This window comes from Eionea flava (genome assembly GCF_055393785.1).
The window spans coordinates 1,858,629-1,877,746 of record NZ_AP036018.1; the positions used below are offsets into that span (position 1 = coordinate 1,858,629).

Annotated in this window: 14 protein-coding genes; 10 read left to right on the plus strand and 4 right to left on the minus strand. The window is 44.2% G+C overall.

Translation table 11 applies throughout. From position 1 onward, the window contains the following. Positions 1 to 46: 46 nt before the first annotated feature. Entirely contained in the window at positions 47 to 1,183 is a 1,137-nt protein-coding gene (locus ACZ5O6_RS08110) for a M15 family metallopeptidase (protein WP_447092772.1), read from the minus strand. Between the two features lie 383 nt (positions 1,184 to 1,566). Here ACZ5O6_RS08110 and ACZ5O6_RS08115 point away from each other — a divergent pair, with 383 nt between their 5' ends. From ACZ5O6_RS08115 to prpF, 5 genes are all read left to right on the plus strand, one after another. Further along, on the plus strand, positions 1,567 to 2,241 hold the full coding sequence (locus ACZ5O6_RS08115) for a GntR family transcriptional regulator (RefSeq protein ID WP_447092771.1): 675 nt from the start codon (positions 1,567 to 1,569) through the stop codon (positions 2,239 to 2,241). An 8-nt stretch (positions 2,242 to 2,249) separates the two neighbouring features. Continuing rightward, positions 2,250 to 3,131, plus strand: a complete 882-nt coding sequence (gene prpB, locus ACZ5O6_RS08120) for a methylisocitrate lyase (RefSeq protein ID WP_447092770.1) — start codon at positions 2,250 to 2,252, stop codon at positions 3,129 to 3,131. A gap of 120 nt (positions 3,132 to 3,251) precedes the next feature. Further along, positions 3,252 to 4,376: a bifunctional 2-methylcitrate synthase/citrate synthase gene (prpC, locus tag ACZ5O6_RS08125; protein ID WP_447092769.1), complete on the plus strand. Its 1,125-nt coding sequence runs from the start codon at positions 3,252 to 3,254 to the stop codon at positions 4,374 to 4,376. A 115-nt stretch (positions 4,377 to 4,491) separates the two neighbouring features. Beyond that, positions 4,492 to 7,086: a Fe/S-dependent 2-methylisocitrate dehydratase AcnD gene (gene acnD, locus ACZ5O6_RS08130; RefSeq protein ID WP_447092768.1), complete on the plus strand. Its 2,595-nt coding sequence runs from the start codon at positions 4,492 to 4,494 to the stop codon at positions 7,084 to 7,086. Positions 7,087 to 7,466: 380 nt separating this feature from the next. Next, positions 7,467 to 8,645 carry a 2-methylaconitate cis-trans isomerase PrpF gene (prpF, locus tag ACZ5O6_RS08135; RefSeq protein WP_447092767.1) on the plus strand — a complete coding sequence of 393 codons (1,179 nt, stop codon included), beginning with the start codon at positions 7,467 to 7,469 and terminating at the stop codon, positions 8,643 to 8,645. A 26-nt stretch (positions 8,646 to 8,671) separates the two neighbouring features. Here prpF and ACZ5O6_RS08140 read toward each other — a convergent pair whose 3' ends face one another. Continuing rightward, positions 8,672 to 10,294 (minus strand): sigma 54-interacting transcriptional regulator, encoded by a 1,623-nt coding sequence (locus tag ACZ5O6_RS08140; RefSeq protein WP_447092766.1) that lies wholly within the window; start codon positions 10,292 to 10,294, stop codon positions 8,672 to 8,674. Between the two features lie 291 nt (positions 10,295 to 10,585). Between ACZ5O6_RS08140 and ACZ5O6_RS08145 the strand changes: the two genes are divergently transcribed. From ACZ5O6_RS08145 to ACZ5O6_RS08165, 5 genes are all read left to right on the plus strand, one after another. Next, the gene (locus ACZ5O6_RS08145; RefSeq protein ID WP_447092765.1) at positions 10,586 to 11,821 is read left to right on the plus strand and encodes a methionine gamma-lyase; all 1,236 of its coding nucleotides are present in this window, start codon (positions 10,586 to 10,588) and stop codon (positions 11,819 to 11,821) included. Positions 11,822 to 11,954: 133 nt separating this feature from the next. Then, a complete protein-coding gene (gene mdeB, locus ACZ5O6_RS08150) occupies positions 11,955 to 14,627 on the plus strand; it encodes an alpha-ketoglutarate dehydrogenase (protein ID WP_447092764.1) in 2,673 nt (890 codons plus the stop codon). A 119-nt stretch (positions 14,628 to 14,746) separates the two neighbouring features. Further along, positions 14,747 to 15,715: a tRNA dihydrouridine(20/20a) synthase DusA gene (gene dusA, locus ACZ5O6_RS08155; protein ID WP_447092763.1), complete on the plus strand. Its 969-nt coding sequence runs from the start codon at positions 14,747 to 14,749 to the stop codon at positions 15,713 to 15,715. Between the two features lie 42 nt (positions 15,716 to 15,757). Further along, positions 15,758 to 16,726: a transaldolase gene (tal, locus tag ACZ5O6_RS08160; protein ID WP_447092762.1), complete on the plus strand. Its 969-nt coding sequence runs from the start codon at positions 15,758 to 15,760 to the stop codon at positions 16,724 to 16,726. A 97-nt stretch (positions 16,727 to 16,823) separates the two neighbouring features. Continuing rightward, entirely contained in the window at positions 16,824 to 17,282 is a 459-nt protein-coding gene (locus tag ACZ5O6_RS08165; RefSeq protein WP_447092761.1) for a tellurite resistance TerB family protein, read from the plus strand. A 9-nt stretch (positions 17,283 to 17,291) separates the two neighbouring features. Here ACZ5O6_RS08165 and ACZ5O6_RS08170 read toward each other — a convergent pair whose 3' ends face one another. Both ACZ5O6_RS08170 and ACZ5O6_RS08175 read right to left on the minus strand, forming a co-directional pair. Continuing rightward, complete coding sequence (locus tag ACZ5O6_RS08170; RefSeq protein ID WP_447092760.1) at positions 17,292 to 18,560, minus strand: glycosyltransferase family 4 protein; 1,269 nt, start codon at positions 18,558 to 18,560, stop codon at positions 17,292 to 17,294. A gap of 53 nt (positions 18,561 to 18,613) precedes the next feature. Further along, positions 18,614 to 19,114, minus strand: coding sequence for an STAS domain-containing protein (locus ACZ5O6_RS08175; RefSeq protein WP_447092759.1), 501 nt, complete (start codon positions 19,112 to 19,114; stop codon positions 18,614 to 18,616). Positions 19,115 to 19,118: the final 4 nt, after the last annotated feature.

Genomic DNA, 19,118 nt, shown 5'->3' on the forward strand with positions numbered 1-19,118 from the left:
GGAAAAAGATATGAAACTATTTTACTGCTCTATTTTAATATCACGCTTACACGACTTGAATATGCCAAGGTTCGAAACGCACACCCAAATGATTACCTTCATCGTAGCGAATAGTGACATAACCCAAGTCTTGCATCCGTTTAAATTCATCCGTTTGAGAGAAGGCATCGGTAAAGTTTTTGCCCCCCCATCCTTTACGACCCACATCAAAGTCACCTATGCCATGATAAGAGTATCCAGGAGGTGCTAATGATCGCGAAGCTCGAGATAAATTGCCTTTTACTCGCACCACTTTCGCTAAAAACAGATGTAACTGCTTAACGTTAGAACGAATACCCGATGTGAGAATAATCCCTTCGCCTATGTGCTCTCGTAATTTTTTATAATACTGAAATGATTGGTCTTTAAATAAATAATGGCCCGTATAGGGAACCTTAAACGTATGTTGCTTATTAATATTATCCGTGAGCGATGGTATAACTTTTTCGCCATAAAAGCCGTAATCTGCCGCATTCGTCGTAAATATTTTCTCAATAAATGCTAATTCAACCGGTGTGAATTTTCCGACAACATCAAAACGTTTAGCGAACGTTAGCGCATCATCAAAATTTAAAATATTAAAATGCCCATAACCAATTTGGCGCTGGAGATTTTTGAGCCTTAAGTGCACTGAATGCAACACCGCATGATCGCTGTCACTAACAAAAATATCATCGTCGTAATCTTGCTCAAAGTAGATCACCTTATTAAGGGATGACGGATTCACTGATGGTGGTGGCGTAGGATGAGTCGCGTTGGCTGACTGAGCGTCAACCGTATGCGCTAAGGCATCAACCGAGGGGGTAATGCCATTTTCTTGTGAATTAGTACCTAACGAAGCTAAAGGGCTTGGTGGAATAGCGGGCGTTTTTGTAGCAAGAGAATCCGTCGTTAACTGTGTAGAAAGTTCCAGTACTGATTCGGGCGCTGCTTGTTTAAGCACTTGCTCTATATTCACCACATGGCGATTTTCGTGATCACTGAGCGGTTCAACAAGCGGCGGTTCTATATCGGCCATGGTATTACTAGGTAATTCATCGCCTGTATTTATGGTATCAGTCATTATTCGATGACGTGAAGCATAGGGAATAGCCCCAACAACACCTGCTGCCAATAAACCGGTAATGACTTGTCTACGCTTCATAAGGCCTAACACCTCTCACTGTAAGCACCACTATATGGTATTAATTGTAGCAATAAACTCGTGTTTACGCGCGAAAAACCCATAAAGGGCAGCCTTAACAAACAATAAGCCCGTAAACTCGTTAAAACATGCCATTCCAACATCGTATAGATGAACACTCGCTTAAAGAATATCTCAATAAACCGTAGAGACTCGCCTTAAATGTGTCGACAGGTATTGCATTTCATATCCTCTCAAAAAAACACAAGCTATTGATTTTAAAAGGCATCCCAAAAAATCAATATCATAAAAAATTAAAAAACAATAAAGTTGTCGACAAAAACTAGTGTTTTTCGCTATTATGGTAAAAATAGAGCCAATTAATCATATATTTGTCGACAAAAATGACTAAAACATCCGAACAAACACTCGCCAGTGACATCAGTGAAAAACTAATCGCATCAATCGTCAATGGCGAAATACCTCCAGGCAGTAAACTGAGTGAGCCGAAGTTAGCCCAGCAGTTTACCGTGAGCCGAGGACCACTTAGAGAAGCGATTAGGCGATTAGAAGGGCTCAATTTAGTTCGCCATGTGCCTCGCGAAGGTGCCAGAGTTGTCACACTAGACCTAAAAGAAGTGATAGAAATTTATCATGTTCGAGAAGCCCTCGAAGGGCTTGCTGCAGGGTTAGCCGCACGCAACATGACAACACAAGAAATAGACGAGTTATACCAGCTACTTGACGTGCATGAACAATATATTGATGACAACGGTGAGTATTTTAGGCAAGAAGGTGATTTCGATTTTCACTATAAAATCATTCTTGGTAGTAAAAACCAACTTCTTATCAAGCAACTATGCCATGAGCTATATCACCTCGTACGCATGTTTCGTTATCAAACACGAAAACTTAAATCACGTACACAACAAGCACTCATTGAACACAAACAGCTCGTTAATGCGATTGAACAGCGTGACGAACAGTTAGCCGAATTATTAATGCGCCGCCATATATCTCGCGCGCGAGAAAATATTGAAAGTAAATTGCGCGAACAACCTAACCTCAACCACACATGAGAACCGCTATGATGAACAGCACACCCGGTTATCGATTTCGTCAAGCCTTAGCCGATACCAAGCCCTTACAAATTGTCGGCACCATTAATGCCTACACCGCCATGATGGCCACACAAATTGGCCATAAAGCCATTTATATTTCTGGGGGCGCTTGCGCTAATGCATCTTATGGCTTGCCTGATTTAGGAATGACCAGTCTCAATGATGTTGCCGAAGATGCCCGGCGTATTACCGCGGCAGTCGACACTCCTCTCATGGTAGATATTGATACCGGATGGGGAGGTGCATTTAATATTGCACGCACCATTAAAACCATGGAAAGCGCTGGAGTAGCGGCGGTTCATCTTGAAGACCAAGTGGCACAAAAGCGTTGCGGCCATCGCCCTAATAAAGAAATTGTCAGCGAACAAGAGATGGTTGATCGCATCAAAGCCGCCGTTGATGCCAAAACTGACAAAAACTTTTTTATTATGGCTCGCACCGACGCCTATGCCATTGATGGTTTACAAGCCGCTATTGATCGCGCTGCCGCCTGTATAGAAGCGGGTGCTGATGGTGTCTTCGCCGAAGCAATGTCTAGTCTAGACGAATATAGCGCATTCAAACAACGTATTGACGCACCCCTACTCGCTAATATGACGGAGTTTGGTATGTCGCCCTTATTTGATACGACGGAGTTATCCGGTAGCGGCGTCGATATGGTGTTATACCCGCTCACCGCAACACGAGCGATGCATAAAGCCGCCGAAATGGTCTATCAAGATATTCTCAATAAAGGCCATCAAAAAGATATGGTTGAACACATGCAAACCCGTATGGAATTGTATGATTACTTAAATTATCACGAGTATGAACAACGTTTAGATACATTATTTAGCGATAAAAAATAATCTCAATCCGTTAACAACAATCACAAAAAACCAAAAATGGTTACTGTTACAAACTTCACAAGAGATTGTTTACCAGAGCCATCATTATGATTGCCATCAAAAATGGCAGAGGAGCAAACAATGACAGATAAAAAAATAGGTGGTGCAGGCTTACGTGGTCAAGTCGCAGGACAAACAGCATTATGTACCGTTGGCACACAGGGTTCAGGGCTTAACTATCGTGGTTATGACATCGACGATCTTGCCGACAATTGTACTTTTGAAGAAGTCGCCTACCTTATTTTAAAAGGCGAACTCCCCAACCAAGCAGAGTTAACTGCATACCAAGATAAATTAATCTCTCTACGCACATTACCGGAAGCACTGAAAAAAACCTTAGAGCTCATCCCCGCTAATGCTCACCCTATGGATGTACTTCGCACGGGTGTATCCATGCTGGGGAATATAGAAACTGAAGAAAATTTTGATCAACAAGAAGATGCGGTTGATCGCATACTCGCGACGCTGCCGGGTATCATCACCTACTGGCACCGCTTTGTCACCGACGGTGTAAGAGTAGATACCAACACCAATGCATCATCGATTGGCGGACAATTTTTAGAGCTATTACACGGTCAATCACCGAGCGAATTACACGAACGAGTCATGAATGTATCGCTGATTTTATATGCCGAGCATGAATTTAATGCATCCACCTTTGCAGGTCGTGTGTGTGCTTCTACTCTTTCTGATATTCACAGCGTTATTACCGGCGCTATTGGCACATTACGCGGCCCATTACACGGTGGCGCCAACGAAGCGGCAATGGCTATGATTGAAAACTGGCAGTCCCCCGACGAAGCCGAGCAAGCCATCATGGGGAAGCTAACGCGCAAAGAGTTAATTATGGGTTTTGGTCACGCGGTTTATCGTGATCGTGATCCGCGCAATGACATTATCAAAAAGTGGTCAGAAAAACTGTCTCACGCAGTGGGTGACAAGGTGTTATATCCCGTCTCGGTTCGCTGTGAAGCAGTGATGAAACGTGAAAAAGGCTTATTCTGTAATGCTGATTTTTTCCATGCATCTGCTTATCATTTTATGGGCATACCCACTCTCTTGTTCACCCCTATTTTTGTTATGTCTCGCGTAACAGGCTGGGCAGCACATGCCTTTGAACAGCGCGCCAACAATCGCATCATTCGCCCAAGTGCAGAATATACAGGCCCTGCTCATCGCAAGGTTATAGCTATTAACGAACGATAAGCATCAAGGGGTCAGAGTCATTGATTTTTGATCCAACGAGATATTTTTTGTATCAAGTATCAAGTGAAATCAATGACTCTGACCCCTTGATACTTGATATGTATTGGAACAATTTATGAATACTTTATACCGTAAATCATTACCGGGAACAGCACTAGATTTTTTTGATACGCGTGAAGCAGTAAACGCTATTAAACCTGATGCTTATGCCACACTACCTTATACTTCTCGCGTATTTGCTGAAAATTTGGTTCGTCGATGCGATCCTAATCAACTGACTGATGCGCTGACACAAATCATCGAACGTAAGCGCGATTTAGATTTTCCGTGGTTTCCCGCACGGGTGGTTTGTCACGATATTCTAGGGCAAACCGCGCTCGTTGATTTAGCGGGTCTGCGTGATGCCATTGCTGAAAAAGGTGGCGATCCCTCGCAAGTGAACCCAGTCGTCCCCACACAATTAATTGTGGATCACTCACTTGCCGTTGAGCACGGTGGCTTTGACAAAGACGCATTGAGTAAAAATAGAGCCATAGAAGATCGTCGCAACGAAGATCGCTTTCACTTTATTAACTGGACTAAAAAAGCCTTCAAAAATGTTGATGTCATTCCACCCGGCAACGGCATTATGCATCAAATTAACTTGGAAAAAATGTCACCGGTAGTCCACGCTCGTGATGGCATTGCGTTTCCCGACACGCTCGTCGGTACCGATAGTCATACCCCACATGTTGATGCATTAGGCGTTATTGCTATCGGTGTGGGTGGCCTTGAAGCCGAAAGTGTGATGTTAGGCAGAGCTTCTTATATGCGTCTGCCCAATATTATTGGCGTGCAATTAACAGGTAAACGCCAACTGGGCATTACCGCCACGGATATTGTATTAGCACTCACTGAATTTTTACGTGAGCAAAAAGTCGTCTCCTCTTATCTAGAATTTTTTGGTGAAGGCGCCCGTGATCTCACTCTTGGTGATCGCGCCACTATTTCTAATATGACACCTGAATTTGGCGCCACCGCTGCCATGTTTTATATCGATGAAAAAACCATCGATTATCTCACACTCACCGGTCGCGATGACGAGCAAGTCAAACTCGTAGAACAATACGCAAAAGAAACCGGCCTATGGGCAGATAGTCTCAACGACGCCGAATATGAACGAGTACTCACCTTTGACCTATCGTCGGTCGGGAGAAATATTGCAGGACCATCTAATCCGCATCGCCGAGTACCCACCAACGCACTTGCCGCCCATGGTATTAGTGGTGATTTTGATTGCAACGGCGATCAAATGCCCGACGGTGCGGTCATTATTGCAGCCATTACAAGCTGCACTAATACGAGTAATCCGCGCAACGTTATCGCCGCTGGTTTACTCGCACGTAATGCCAACCGTTTAGGGCTAACACGTAAACCTTGGGTTAAGACCTCCCTCGCGCCCGGCTCAAAAGCGGTACAACTATACTTAGAAGACGCAAACTTATTACCCGAACTCGAACAATTAGGTTTTGGTATTGTAGGCTTTGCTTGCACTACCTGTAACGGCATGAGTGGCGCACTTGATCCGTCTATTCAACAAGAAGTCATTGAGCGTGATTTATATGCCACGGCGGTATTATCAGGCAATCGCAATTTTGATGGACGTATTCATCCGTATGCGAAGCAAGCCTTTCTCGCTTCACCCCCTTTAGTGGTTGCCTACGCCATCGCGGGCACCATACGTTTTGATATTGAAAAAGATATTTTAGGACACGATAGCCAAGGCAAACCAATTACCCTTATGGATATTTGGCCCAGCGACGAAGAGATTGATGGGATGGTGAGCGCCAGTGTTAAACCTGAACAATTTAACCAAGTGTACATTCCGATGTTCAATATCAGCGATGAAGACAACCAAGCCACATCCCCCCTCTATGACTGGCGACCACAAAGCACCTATATTCGCCGCCCACCCTATTGGGAAGGCGCACTCGCAGGTGAACGTACCATGAAAGGCATGCGCCCACTGGCCATCTTGCCCGACAACATCACCACAGATCATTTATCGCCCTCGAATGCGATTATGATGGATAGCGCGGCGGGTGAATACTTACATAAAATGGGTGTACCCGAAGAAGACTTTAACTCCTACGCAACACACCGTGGCGACCACCTAACCGCCCAGCGTGCCACCTTAGCCAACCCAAAACTGATGAACGAAATGGTGAAGGAAAACGGAGAGGTTAAACAAGGCTCTCTCGCGCGTATCGAACCGGAAGGCGAAGTCACTCGTATGTGGGAAGCCATCGAAACCTATATGGAGCGTAAACAACCGTTAATTATTGTTGCCGGCGCTGACTACGGCCAAGGCTCTTCTCGTGACTGGGCCGCCAAAGGCGTTCGTCTTGCGGGTGCTGAAGTCATTGCCGCTGAAGGGTTTGAACGCATTCACCGCACCAATCTTATTGGCATGGGCGTACTGCCGTTAGAATTTACGGCGGGTACCACTCGCCATACACTCGAACTTGACGGAACCGAAACCTATGACGTCACCGGTGATATCACACCGGGTGCCACACTCAACCTCACGATTACCCGACAAAATGGTGATGTCGTGAGTGTACCGATGACGTGTCGTTTAGATACTAGAGAGGAAGTGATGATCTACCAAGCCGGTGGTGTATTACAACGCTTTGCTCAAGATTTTCTTGAATCGACAGCGAACGGCTAAGTATCAGAATCACAAAAGTGCAAGGGACGATAAAGCGGAAAGACGAGCAAGAGTGCCGCCAAGGATGGCAGATAGGTGCAAGACACGCTGCGAGTACGTGCATGTAAGCTCTACTTCGGCATCCATGCCTCAGAAGGTCTTGCACCTATCTGCCACCCTTGGCTAGTGAAATGTATAAAGTCACTTCAGAGCCTCACAAAATAGATATTGTATTCAGCAACCATCGGCAGCAGGGAAGCTGCCGTTGAGTTTATAAGGACATATTTACAACGTGTTGCTGAATACAATATCTATTTTGTGAGGCGGTGTTTCAGAATGCGCCTAAGGTTTAGAAAATACTCACTAAAAAAACTGCAAAAACATTAATTAGAGAAAAAATTATGTCTCACTCACCACAAATAAAAATCCCTGCGACTTATATGCGTGGCGGCACCAGCAAAGGGGTTTTCTTTAATTTGCACGACCTACCGCCAGAAGCACAAACACCCGGCCCCACACGAGATGCCATCCTGCTTCGCGTTATCGGCAGCCCCGATCCTTACGGCAAACATACCGACGGTATGGGAGGCGCCACTTCCAGTACCAGCAAAATTGTTATCGTTTCTAAAAGCGACCGCGATGATCACGATGTTGATTATCTTTTTGGCCAAGTCGCCATTGATAAACCCTTTATTGATTGGAGTGGTAACTGCGGCAATCTAACCGCAGCCGTAGGCTCATTTGGTATTAGTCACGGCTTAGTAGATGCTGAACAAATACCACAAAACGGCCACGCCAATATCAGAATATGGCAAACCAATATTGAAAAAACTATTATTGCAAAAGTCCCCGTGACCAACCGCAACGTCCAAGAAACCGGCGACTTTGAACTCGACGGAGTGACCTTTCCCGCAGCGGAAGTCAAAGTAACATTTGTTACACCTGTTGATGCTAGCGAAGCCATGTTTCCTACAGGAAACCTAATCGACGAGATTGAAGTCCCCGACGTCGGCACCTTAAAAGCCACCATGATTAATGCCGGCATCCCCACTATTTTTATCAATGCCGACGATATTGATTACACCGGTATCGAATCGCAAGACACAATCAATAGCGACCCCAAAGCACTCACTATGTTTGAAAAAATACGTGCGTATGGCGCATTACACATGGGGCTTATTGAGCACATCGACGAAGCGGCTCGTCGCCAACATACGCCCAAGATCGCTTTTATCAATAAACCGGCAAGCTATACCAGCGCGAGCGGAAAAGTCATTGAAGAAAACACAATTGATTTAGTCGTACGCGCACTTTCTATGGGAAAACTTCATCACGCCATGATGGGTACCGCAGCCGTTGCTATTGGTACAGCCGCAACTATTCCAGGAACGCTAGTAAACAATGCCGCAGGGGGGAATATCGACAACAGCGTTACCTTTGGTCACCCTTCCGGTACATTAACCGTGGGCGCAGAAACTAAAAAAGCGAGTACCGGCTGGACAGTGAATAGTGTGACTATGAGCCGCAGTGCACGTGTACTTATGGAAGGCTGGGTACATATTCCAGCAACTCAGATATAAAGAATTGGTAAGCGGATTCGGGCCTGTTAACGCTCATTTTGCCGTACAGAATTGGAAGCAGAGTGAGGAATACCGTAAGCGCGTAACTTATCGGCAATGGTGGTGTGAGATACCTCTAAACGTTTCGCCAATTTACGCGTACTGGGATAATCGTTGTAGAGTCTTGTCAACAAATCCTTTTCAAACGCAGCTTGTGCGGCTTTCCAATTAGTAGGCCAATCATCCGGTAGCGTTTTATCCGCAGCGTGATCTAACCGTATACCCGCGCTTTCTAAATCTTGGGCAGTCATCACCTTATGTTGATGCAAAGCAATGCAACGAAACAACACATTTTCAAGTTGCCTCACATTACCCGGCCACAAGTAACGCGTCAGCAATGTTTTTGCTGAATCATTAATAGTTGGAATAGCACAACCAATTTGCTTCGCAGCGCGAGCAACAAACACATTGGCCAAATCAATAATATCGTCTTTTCGCTCTCGTAATGGCGGCAACAATAAGTTCAGCACATTTAAACGATACATTAAATCTTCACGAAACAGCCCATCACTAACTAATTGCTCGAGATCACGATGAGTTGCACACACAATGCGTACATTAATTTGCCGCTCTTTTTTACCGCCCACACGAAGAAAGGTGCCGTCTTGAACAAAGCGCAGTAATTTCGCTTGCACGTAAGTCGACATCTCTCCAATTTCATCTAAAAATACCGTACCACCATCGGCCAACTCTAATAAGCCCGGTTTACCATCACGTGTCGCACCACTAAATGCACCACCCGCATAACCAAACAATTCACTTTCAATAAGGTTTTCGGGCAAAGCGGCACAGTTAAGTACTAAAAATGCAGATGCCGACCACGGGCTCGCCTGGTGCACCGCCCGTGCAAACAACTCTTTACCAGTGCCCGTTTCACCTTGAATCAATAATGGTGCATGAACACCGGCTAGCTGCTGCGCCCGACGTTTAATTTGCTGCATCGCTTGTGACTGCCCTGCGATATTATCAAAACCATCAATATGCCCCATCTGCACAGTAGAAATGTGGTGCCCTAAACGTGAAGGCGTATGCAAAATTAACATGCTATCACTAATCACCGGGGCTTCCATGGTAAGAGGCTCAGAAGAATGATGAGCGGTAGAATCCACTGAAGACATAAGCGGAGCAACGGTCATCAATTGGCGTTCCAATAAATACGGCTGCCCAGCTAACGTTACTTCTTGTGTTTGACCATTTGCGGCATCACTTAAAGAAAAACCACCTTCAATAACCGTCGTAATTTCACGACCTTCTAACATCAACGTCTGCAAGCCTAAAGGCGTCGCGGCCGCCGTATTAGCCGATAAAATAATACCATCAGTATCAATGGCAAACACCGGATCAGGGAAGTTAGCGAGCAAAGCATCTAAGTGATGACGGCGACGTTCATTGGGTAATAAATCTATGCGATGAATGCCCTGCAAACCGGGAATATTTTCTAAGGCAAGAAAAACATCTTCCATGTTGTCATTTGTCAGTCTTGGTACATCGATATAGATATGTCCTGCCACCACCTCCATAGACGCGAGCTCTAATTGCTGCGCAGTAATAACCGATAACACTTCCTGCGTAATACCGAATCGATTTTCGCCCACTAATTCAATTTTCATTGTTTGCGATGCCCACACCGTAAAAAAACATCATTATACCACCAAAATGTAAACATAATCATACAGTGTAAATTTATTATTACACTCTGCACGCCATGATTTCTAAGGCCTGTAAACATAATGCCAGAAATCGTAAGAAAATCTTTACATTCAACATATCAACGCCAAGCAAAAAACATGCAAGCCATTGATTTAATTGAAAATAATTATTGGCACGATGATTGTAATAGAAGCGCAAAGAAATACTTTCAATCACCCAATGTAAACCATAGATCGAATTAGGCTACTGCTATGAAAAATACTAATACTGACTCACCCCAAGGCTTTGCGACACGCGCTATCCATAAAGGCTACGACCCAATGAGCCATCAAGGATCATTAGTACCACCGCTTTATATGACATCAACCTTTGCATTTCCCGATGCAAAAACAGGGGGCGATCGCTTTGCAGGTGAAACCGAAGGCTATATCTACACTCGTCTAGGTAATCCAACACAAGCCCTCTTAGAAGAACGATTAGCTACACTAGAAGGTGGCGAAGCGGCGTTAGCGGTATCTTCAGGTATTGGCGCTATCACCTCAGCCTTATGGTCTTTGGTTTCACCGGGTGATGAGATCATTGCTGACAAAACCATTTATGGCTGCACGTTTTCTTATATGCAACACGGACTGCAAAAGTTTGGAGTCACTATTACGCACGTGGATATGAGCGATCCGCAAAATGTAGCGGATGCCATCAGCGATAAAACACGTGTGGTTTACTTTGAAACACCGTCGAATCCAAACAATGGCCTTGTTGATATACAAGCCGTTTCAGATATTGCCCACACTCACGATGCTTTAGTAGTTGTCGATAACACCTATTGCACACCCTATCTTCAGCGCCCCATCGAATTTGGCGCTGATATTGTTGTTCATTCCGCCACAAAATATTTAGGCGGGCACGGTGATTTAATTGCTGGTGCGGTTATTGGCAATAAAGAACAAATAGATCATATTCGTTATTTTGGTTTAAAAGATATGACCGGTGCGGTGATCTCACCTATGGATGCTTTTCTTATTTTACGCGGACTAAAAACCCTAGAAGTTCGAATGGATCGCCATTGCTCTAGCGCATTAACTGTGGCTCAACAAATTGAGGCACACCCTGCGGTCGCAAAAATTTATTACCCCGGTTTAGCATCATTCCCTCAGCATGCGTTAGCCAAATCACAAATGGATAACTTTGGCGGCATGATTTCTTTTGAGCTACACGGTGGTGTTGATGCTGGCGTCGCCTTTATTGATTCACTCAAACTAGCCACTTGTGCAGTGAGCCTAGGCGATGCAGAAACACTAGTACAACACCCTGCTAGCATGACACATTCACCTTATGAGCCAGAAGAGCGTGCAAAATTTGGTATTAGTGAAGGGCTTATTCGCTTATCGGTTGGCCTAGAAACGCTTACTGACATTCAAGCCGACATTGCTCAAGGGCTGGACTACGTTCATGCCACCATAACTAAGTCTGCTGCTGCAGTAGCATAATTAGCACAGTCCCATCATTCATCAGTAATTTCTCTGCCATAGATTCATTAATCAGTAGGAGAAGTTACTGACCCTGTATGCAAGCAACATGCAGTAAGCATTCATAAAAAATTGGATAAAGAGCAATACGACCATGCCCAATACTCATAATGATCAAACTGAAATTAACGAATGGATTGAATCATTAGATAGCCTTATTGCACATAGTGGCGACGAGGCGGCACAAACTATTTTGTACGAACTCGATAAACGTGCCAAAGAATTGGGGGTTAATCAAGATAGTCAAAAGTTTTCTGCTTACCGCAATACCATCGCTGTCAATGATCAACCAGAATATCCTGGAGATATCACCATTGAAGAAAGAGTCACAGCAATTTTACGTTGGAATGCTCTGGCAATGGTTATGCGCGCCAACGAAGTCTATGGCGGTTTAGGCGGGCATATTGCCAGCTACGCATCGGCAGCCGAAATTTTTGAAGTAGGCTTTAATCATTTTTTTCGTCACGACGATGCCATTTATTTTCAACCACATTCGGCACCGGGTGTTTATGCCCGTGCATTTTTAGAAGGCCGTTTAGACGAATCTCATCTATCACGCTATCGGCAAGAAGTGGATGGCAATGGGCTTTGCTCTTATCCTCACCCTTGGTTAATGCCAAACTTTTGGCAATATCCAACCGGCTCAATGGGTATTGGCCCACTTAACGCTATTTATAATGCACGCTTTATGCGTTACTTACGCGCACGTAAAATCACCGACACCTCACAAAAACATGTGTGGGGTATTTTTGGTGATGGCGAAATGGATGAGCCCGAATCTATTGCAGGTTTATCGTTAGCGGCACGTGAAAACCTCAGCAATCTTACATTTATTATTAATTGTAATCTCCAACGTTTAGATGGCCCCGTACGCGGTAATGGGCAAATTATTCCTGAACTAGAATCCTTATTTGAAGGCGCTGGCTGGCGAGTGATTAAAGTACTCTGGGGTAGCGAGTGGGATCAATTATTTGCACGCGATAAAAATCATGCACTGTTACGAAAGTTTTCAGAAACCGTCGATGGAAAATATCAAACCCTAGGCGCCAACGACGGTAGTTATAATCTCAAGAATTTTTTTGCTGAAGACCCTGAAATTATGCAACTGGTTGCACATATGAGTGACCAACAAATTAATAATTTAAAACGCGGCGGCCACGACATAAAAAAATTATTCGCCGCCTTTAATGCCGCCAAAAACAGTACCGACAAACCTACCGTTATACTCGCAAAAACGAAAAAAGGATACGGCATGGGATCTGCTGGCGAATCAAAAATGGTCGCCCATCAAGCTAAAAAACTCGACATTGATGGCTTATTGGCTTTTCGTGATCGCTTCTCTTTACCACTTTCAGATCACGACGTGGAATCATTAGCTTTTTATCGGCCCGATGCCTCCAGTCCCGAAATGCAGTACATGAAAGAAAAACGTCAAACGCTTGGTGGACACTTGCCTAAACGCTCGTCCTCTGCTCCTTCGCTGACGATGCCAACGCTCGCAACGTTCGGGCAATTTGCACTCGACGCAAACACCAAGGGAATGTCGACCACGATGGCCGCCGTTAGGATGATGAGCAACCTCCTCAAAGACACGGTTATTGGCCCGCGTATCGTCCCCATTGTTGCTGACGAAGCTCGCACCTTTGGCATGGCCAATCTGTTTCGACAAATTGGTATTTACTCGCCTCACGGACAACAGTACGAACCCGAAGACTCATCCAGTCTACTCAATTATAAAGAACAAACTGATGGCCAGTTACTAGAAGAAGGCATTACCGAAGCCGGAGCAATTGCTTCATGGACGGCGGCTGCCACATCCTACAGCACACACAATGAACCGATGCTGCCAGTTTATATTTACTATTCCATGTTTGGTTTCCAACGCATTGGCGATCTTATTTGGGCAGCGGGAGATCAACGTGCACGAGGTTTTTTACTCGGTGCAACCGCAGGTAAAACCACGCTCAGTGGCGAAGGTCTACAACACCAAGATGGCACCAGCCACTTAATGGCATCCACCATTCCTAACTGTAAGTCTTACGACCCCTGCTATGCCAACGAGCTCGCCGTTATTTTTCATTACGGTGCTAAACGTATGCTAGAAGAAAATCGAGATGAGTTTTATTACATCACCGTAATGAACGAAAACTATCCGCAACCTCAACACCCAACCGATAAAGATGAAGACATCATTAAAGGGATGTATCACTTATCTTCTATAGGCGACACTCCCGCAAAGAACGCAAAAAAAAGCACAACAGAAAACACCTCTGATTTACACGTACAGCTATTAGGCAGTGGCACCATACTACGAGAAGTCGAAGCCGCAGCTGAATTACTCCACAATGATTTTTCTGTGCATTCAACTATCTGGAGCGTGACTAGCTTTAACGAACTCGCCCGCGATGCACAAGCAACCGCAAGGCAACAGCGCACCAACCCTAAAGACAACATTAGCAGCCACCTTAGCCAATGCTTAAGAGGCAACACCTCCCCCGTTGTTGCCGCCACCGATTATGTAAAGCAATATGCCGAACAAGTCAGCAGCTTTATTACCGGTGATTACTACGTACTCGGTACCGACGGTTTTGGCCGCAGCGATACACGTGACAAACTACGCCACTTCTTCGAAGTCGACCGCTACTACATCGCCATTACCGCCTTATATGGTCTTTATCATCAAGATAAAATCAGTATCACTACATTTAACCAAGCCATCGGCAAATACAATATCGATCACGAAAAAATCAACCCTATGCAAGCATAATCAATAAACAGCGCGCCTGCTCGCGCTGTAAAATACCCCTAGATTCTTATTCTGTAAAAGCGTCCGCTACCATATTCATGTAAAATGAAAGCACTATATGTAGCCGATACACAACACTTATGAACTATTCCCCCCACCGTTTCTCTATTGCCCCGATGATGGATTGGAGTGATCGTCATTGTCGTTATTTGTGGCGACTGATTTCTCGGCATTCGCGCTTATATACCGAAATGGTGACGACAGGTGCGTTGCTGCATCGTGATCCCGCACGATTTTTAGATTACAACCCTGAAGAACATCCACTCGCCTTGCAATTAGGCGGAAGTGACGCGGACGAATTGGCACGGTGCGCATTATTGGCTGAACAATGGGGCTACGACGAGGTGAATTTGAATTGCGGTTGCCCGAGTGATCGCGTGCAAAATGGCATGATTGGCGCGTGCCTAATGGCGCACCCGAATAAGGTGGCCGACGCTTATCAGGCGATGCAAGATAAGGTCGATATTGAGGTGACGATCAAACACCGTATTGGTATTGATGATATGGATGACTACCAAGGCATGATAGATTTTATCCGCCCAATCGCTGATCGCGGCTGCAAAACGTTTATCGTGCACGCGCGTAAAGCGTGGTTGCAGGGCTTAAGCCCTAAAGAAAACCGTGAAGTGCCACCGCTGCAATACCCTTTTGTTTATCGCTTAAAACAAGAATTCCCCGACTTAACCATTGTCATTAATGGTGGTATTAAAACCCTAGACGACACACTAAACCATCTAGCACATGTTGATGGCGTGATGATTGGGCGTGAGGCCTACAGTAATCCTTATTTATTGGCCCAGGTTGATCAGCAACTGTTTGCCGATGATCACCCCATTGCTCCTCGGATTGATATTGCGCAGCAATATATTGAGTACTGCGCTCGCGAAATAGCCAAGGGGTCGCGACTAAACCACCTAAGCCGACATGTTTTAGGTTTATTTCAGGGTGAGCCTGGCGCGCGTGCTTTTAGGCGGCATATTAGTGAAAATGCGCATAAAGAAAATGCCGATGTGCAGGTATTAGTTGACGCTCTTGCAGCGATTGCTTAGGGTTATACCAATAGAATAAATAAAAAAATAAAGGTTCAGACAATGACGAGCAGCAAACTAGTACAATTAAAAACAATGACTGATGTGGTAGCCGATACAGGTGATATAGAAGCCATTCGCCAATACCAACCTCTTGATGCGACGACTAACCCATCACTGCTATTAAAAGCCGCCGCAATGCCTCAGTACGCTCACCTGATAGAACAATCAATCACATGGGGCAAACAACAAGCTCAATTAGTATCGAATAATAGCCAGCATGTAGCCATCGCTTATGCGGCTGATAAACTAGCCGTATTAATTGGCTGCGAAATTTTATCGATTATCCCCGGACGCATTTCAACTGAAGTCGATGCACGCTTATCTTTTGACACACAAGCGACTGTTGAGAAAGCAAAACAACTCATTGCACTATATAAAGATGCCGGCATCGATAAACAGCGTGTACTCATCAAAATTGCGGCGACATGGGAAGGTATTAAAGCGGCTGAAGCGCTAGAAAAAGAAGGCATTAATTGCAACCTCACATTGCTATTTAGCTTTGCTCAAGCCGTGGCTTGCGGCGATGCCAAGGTCTTTTTAATTTCCCCGTTTGTTGGGCGTATATTAGATTGGTATAAAGCCAATACCGATAAAACTATCAACACAGCAGCAGAAGACCCGGGCGTGATATCGGTAACTGAAATCTATCGCCACTATAAGCAACACGGTATTAATACCGTCGTCATGGGCGCAAGTTTTCGTAATACAGGAGAGATCGAGGCCTTGGCCGGTTGTGACCGTCTAACAATAAGCCCAGCACTGTTAGCAGAACTAGAGGCCGACATGGGCACACTCACCCAACAGTTATCGCCAAATACTGATAGGCAAAATGCACCTGCAGCAATTAGCGAAGCAGAATTTCGCTTTCAGATGAATGAAGACCCGATGGCAACAGAAAAATTAGCCGAAGGAATTCGTCAATTTGTCAAAGATCAAATCAGCTTGGAAGTATTGTTAAGTGAGCGCTAATTAAACTTAATGAGATTTGATTGAATTGAATTCATTTCACTCGATACCGATTTTTACCGGTATCGCTGAGTTCACCCTTTAGGAAACTATTAACACGATGCTTGCCACGCTTAAGTCTCTACTAGACAATTTAGTCGACACGTCTTCAGGGCAGTCGGCTTCGCTATCCAATGACGAACTACCTATTGCCACCGCCGCCTTACTCATCGAAGTCGCCACGATTGATCAACAATTTGACCCTGTAGAATTGGATGCACTCAGTGCAGCACTCGCCGAGCGATTTTCATTAGAAAAGAGGGAATTAACTGAACTCATCGAACACGCAAAAACTGCATCCAGCGAAGCCTCTTCGCTGTACCAGTTTACTCAATTGATTAACCAACATTGTGACGAGGAAGCCAAATACCAATTGGCTTGTGAGTTATGGACGGTAGCTTACGCGGATGGCGTGCTGGATAAGCATGAAGAGCATATTGTGCGCCGTATTGCAGATTTGATTCATTTACGGCATAGCGATTTTATTCGCTCGAAACATCAAGTGAGAGATAACATTTAACCGTCACTATTATTTGGATAGAAATTCTTTAGTCCATTCTAGGCGACGATCCATCCATATTTTTTGAGTATTATTAATAGCGAATTTTCTGCAAGCCAAAACCATCGATTTAACGTGTTCGGGAGTACTCGATAGCTCTATAATTTTATCAGCCATAGCAGAGGGTGATAACCATGGCACTGTTTTAACAGTACCCGTGCTTTCTAGATCTTTATAATAGTAAGTGTCGTAGGCAATCATAGGTAGACCGCATGCCATCGCATCAAATACACTTCTCGGTGTATCTTCACTATGCGGCGCAGCTAATAAAAAATCATACTCTCTTAAACATGAAAACAATTCTTCACCATAACTTATTGCTCCTTTAAAGGTTACCAACTCTTCTAAGCCTTGCTCTATCACCGCTGCTTGTAATTCAGCTTCTTGTATACCCGAGCCAATAATAGTCAGAGACACTGTCTTTTTTGAACCAGAATTAACGAGGTTGTCAGCGACCATTTTTGTCGCCTGTATCATATCGTGAATACCTTTGTACTGAACGATACGCCCGAAGTAAACAAGGCGGATACTATTATTATCATTACTTAAGGTCGTCAGCTTTTCGCTTAACTGCTGCTCATTAATAACAAATGATAAATCGTGAGCCGTGTTGTAAAAATTTTTAACGTGAGCACGCCCTTTACCGTAATCATCAGCTAACGCTTTACCTTTCAGCATTACTAAATCACAGAATCTCGATGCAAAACGAATTTGCAAACTAATTAAGGGGTTATAAATATATTGGCTCAGCAGATAGCTTTTTTTCGAAAACTTTCCTGTCTTATAAGACATTTTTGCTGAGCTACGATGATCAATATCCATGACAAAAATTGTTTTTTTATGTTGCAAAACCGCAAAAACAATTGAAACAATCGTAAATAGCCGAAAGATATCTTTAGAAGCACTGGCATGTACCACATTAGCAGAACGCACAACTTGCCAAATTTTAGGCCAAATACTAAAAGGGGAGCGGAGTAAAAATGCTGTTCTTGATAATTCTATAGGCGGGCCATCAATATAATGAACATTTTCTTTATCACAATTAATATGCGTTAAATGATGTCTATTTTTGTTGTAGGTTTCGTTATCCATTTGAGGGGAATGTATAACTATGCGATTTCCCCATTCACTGATCCGCGGAAACAGTTCCTGCAAATGTTTAGCAAAGGCTCCTTCACAAGCAATGACATTACTATCAACACGATAAATAGGTACCAATAGCACCATAACGTAATTCATAAAGACACTCTAATATTTATACTATTTTTTAGACTAGCTTGTACGACAGAGAACTAACTATTGCCTAGTGTCTGCACTAAATCTTTAAAGGTTTCTCGATTTGATTCATTCAGCCCCATCAACACACAATGTGCTTCTAGTACCTTTTCTTTGACTTTACCTTCATCATCATCGCACACGCTCAGGCCAGAAAAAGATTCCGTAGGACAATACTCTTGCGGGGGGCTATCGATAATTTGACAGACAGAGTCGATACCCATTGAGGTCAATAATTTAATAATATCGGGATTATTACAAATAGCGATAGGTTGGATATTTTTGATACTCTCGCTTTTAACAGCGATTTTCGCAATCAATCCCAAGGTTGTACTGTCTAGACCTTCAGCTTCAGATAAATCAAATAATATGGTACAAAAATCATTTTTACCAAATAAGGTTTCAATATATTGATCAAATGACACACAAAGGGTTAGGCGCACATCGCCAACCATTTTTATCACATAAACACCTAGATGGTCGGCAACTAAAATTCGACCCAATGCTGCTTCCAACATAACG

Coding starts and splice junctions, on each gene's coding strand:
- ACZ5O6_RS08110 (WP_447092772.1), bottom strand. CDS start 1,183: ATGAAGCGTAGACAAGTCATTACCGGTTTATTGGCAGCAGGTGTTGTT.
- ACZ5O6_RS08115 (WP_447092771.1), top strand. CDS start 1,567: ATGACTAAAACATCCGAACAAACACTCGCCAGTGACATCAGTGAAAAA.
- prpB (WP_447092770.1), top strand. CDS start 2,250: ATGATGAACAGCACACCCGGTTATCGATTTCGTCAAGCCTTAGCCGAT.
- prpC (WP_447092769.1), top strand. CDS start 3,252: ATGACAGATAAAAAAATAGGTGGTGCAGGCTTACGTGGTCAAGTCGCA.
- acnD (WP_447092768.1), top strand. CDS start 4,492: ATGAATACTTTATACCGTAAATCATTACCGGGAACAGCACTAGATTTT.
- prpF (WP_447092767.1), top strand. CDS start 7,467: ATGTCTCACTCACCACAAATAAAAATCCCTGCGACTTATATGCGTGGC.
- ACZ5O6_RS08140 (WP_447092766.1), bottom strand. CDS start 10,294: ATGAAAATTGAATTAGTGGGCGAAAATCGATTCGGTATTACGCAGGAA.
- ACZ5O6_RS08145 (WP_447092765.1), top strand. CDS start 10,586: ATGAAAAATACTAATACTGACTCACCCCAAGGCTTTGCGACACGCGCT.
- mdeB (WP_447092764.1), top strand. CDS start 11,955: ATGCCCAATACTCATAATGATCAAACTGAAATTAACGAATGGATTGAA.
- dusA (WP_447092763.1), top strand. CDS start 14,747: ATGAACTATTCCCCCCACCGTTTCTCTATTGCCCCGATGATGGATTGG.
- tal (WP_447092762.1), top strand. CDS start 15,758: ATGACGAGCAGCAAACTAGTACAATTAAAAACAATGACTGATGTGGTA.
- ACZ5O6_RS08165 (WP_447092761.1), top strand. CDS start 16,824: ATGCTTGCCACGCTTAAGTCTCTACTAGACAATTTAGTCGACACGTCT.
- ACZ5O6_RS08170 (WP_447092760.1), bottom strand. CDS start 18,560: ATGAATTACGTTATGGTGCTATTGGTACCTATTTATCGTGTTGATAGT.
- ACZ5O6_RS08175 (WP_447092759.1), bottom strand. CDS start 19,114: ATGTTGGAAGCAGCATTGGGTCGAATTTTAGTTGCCGACCATCTAGGT.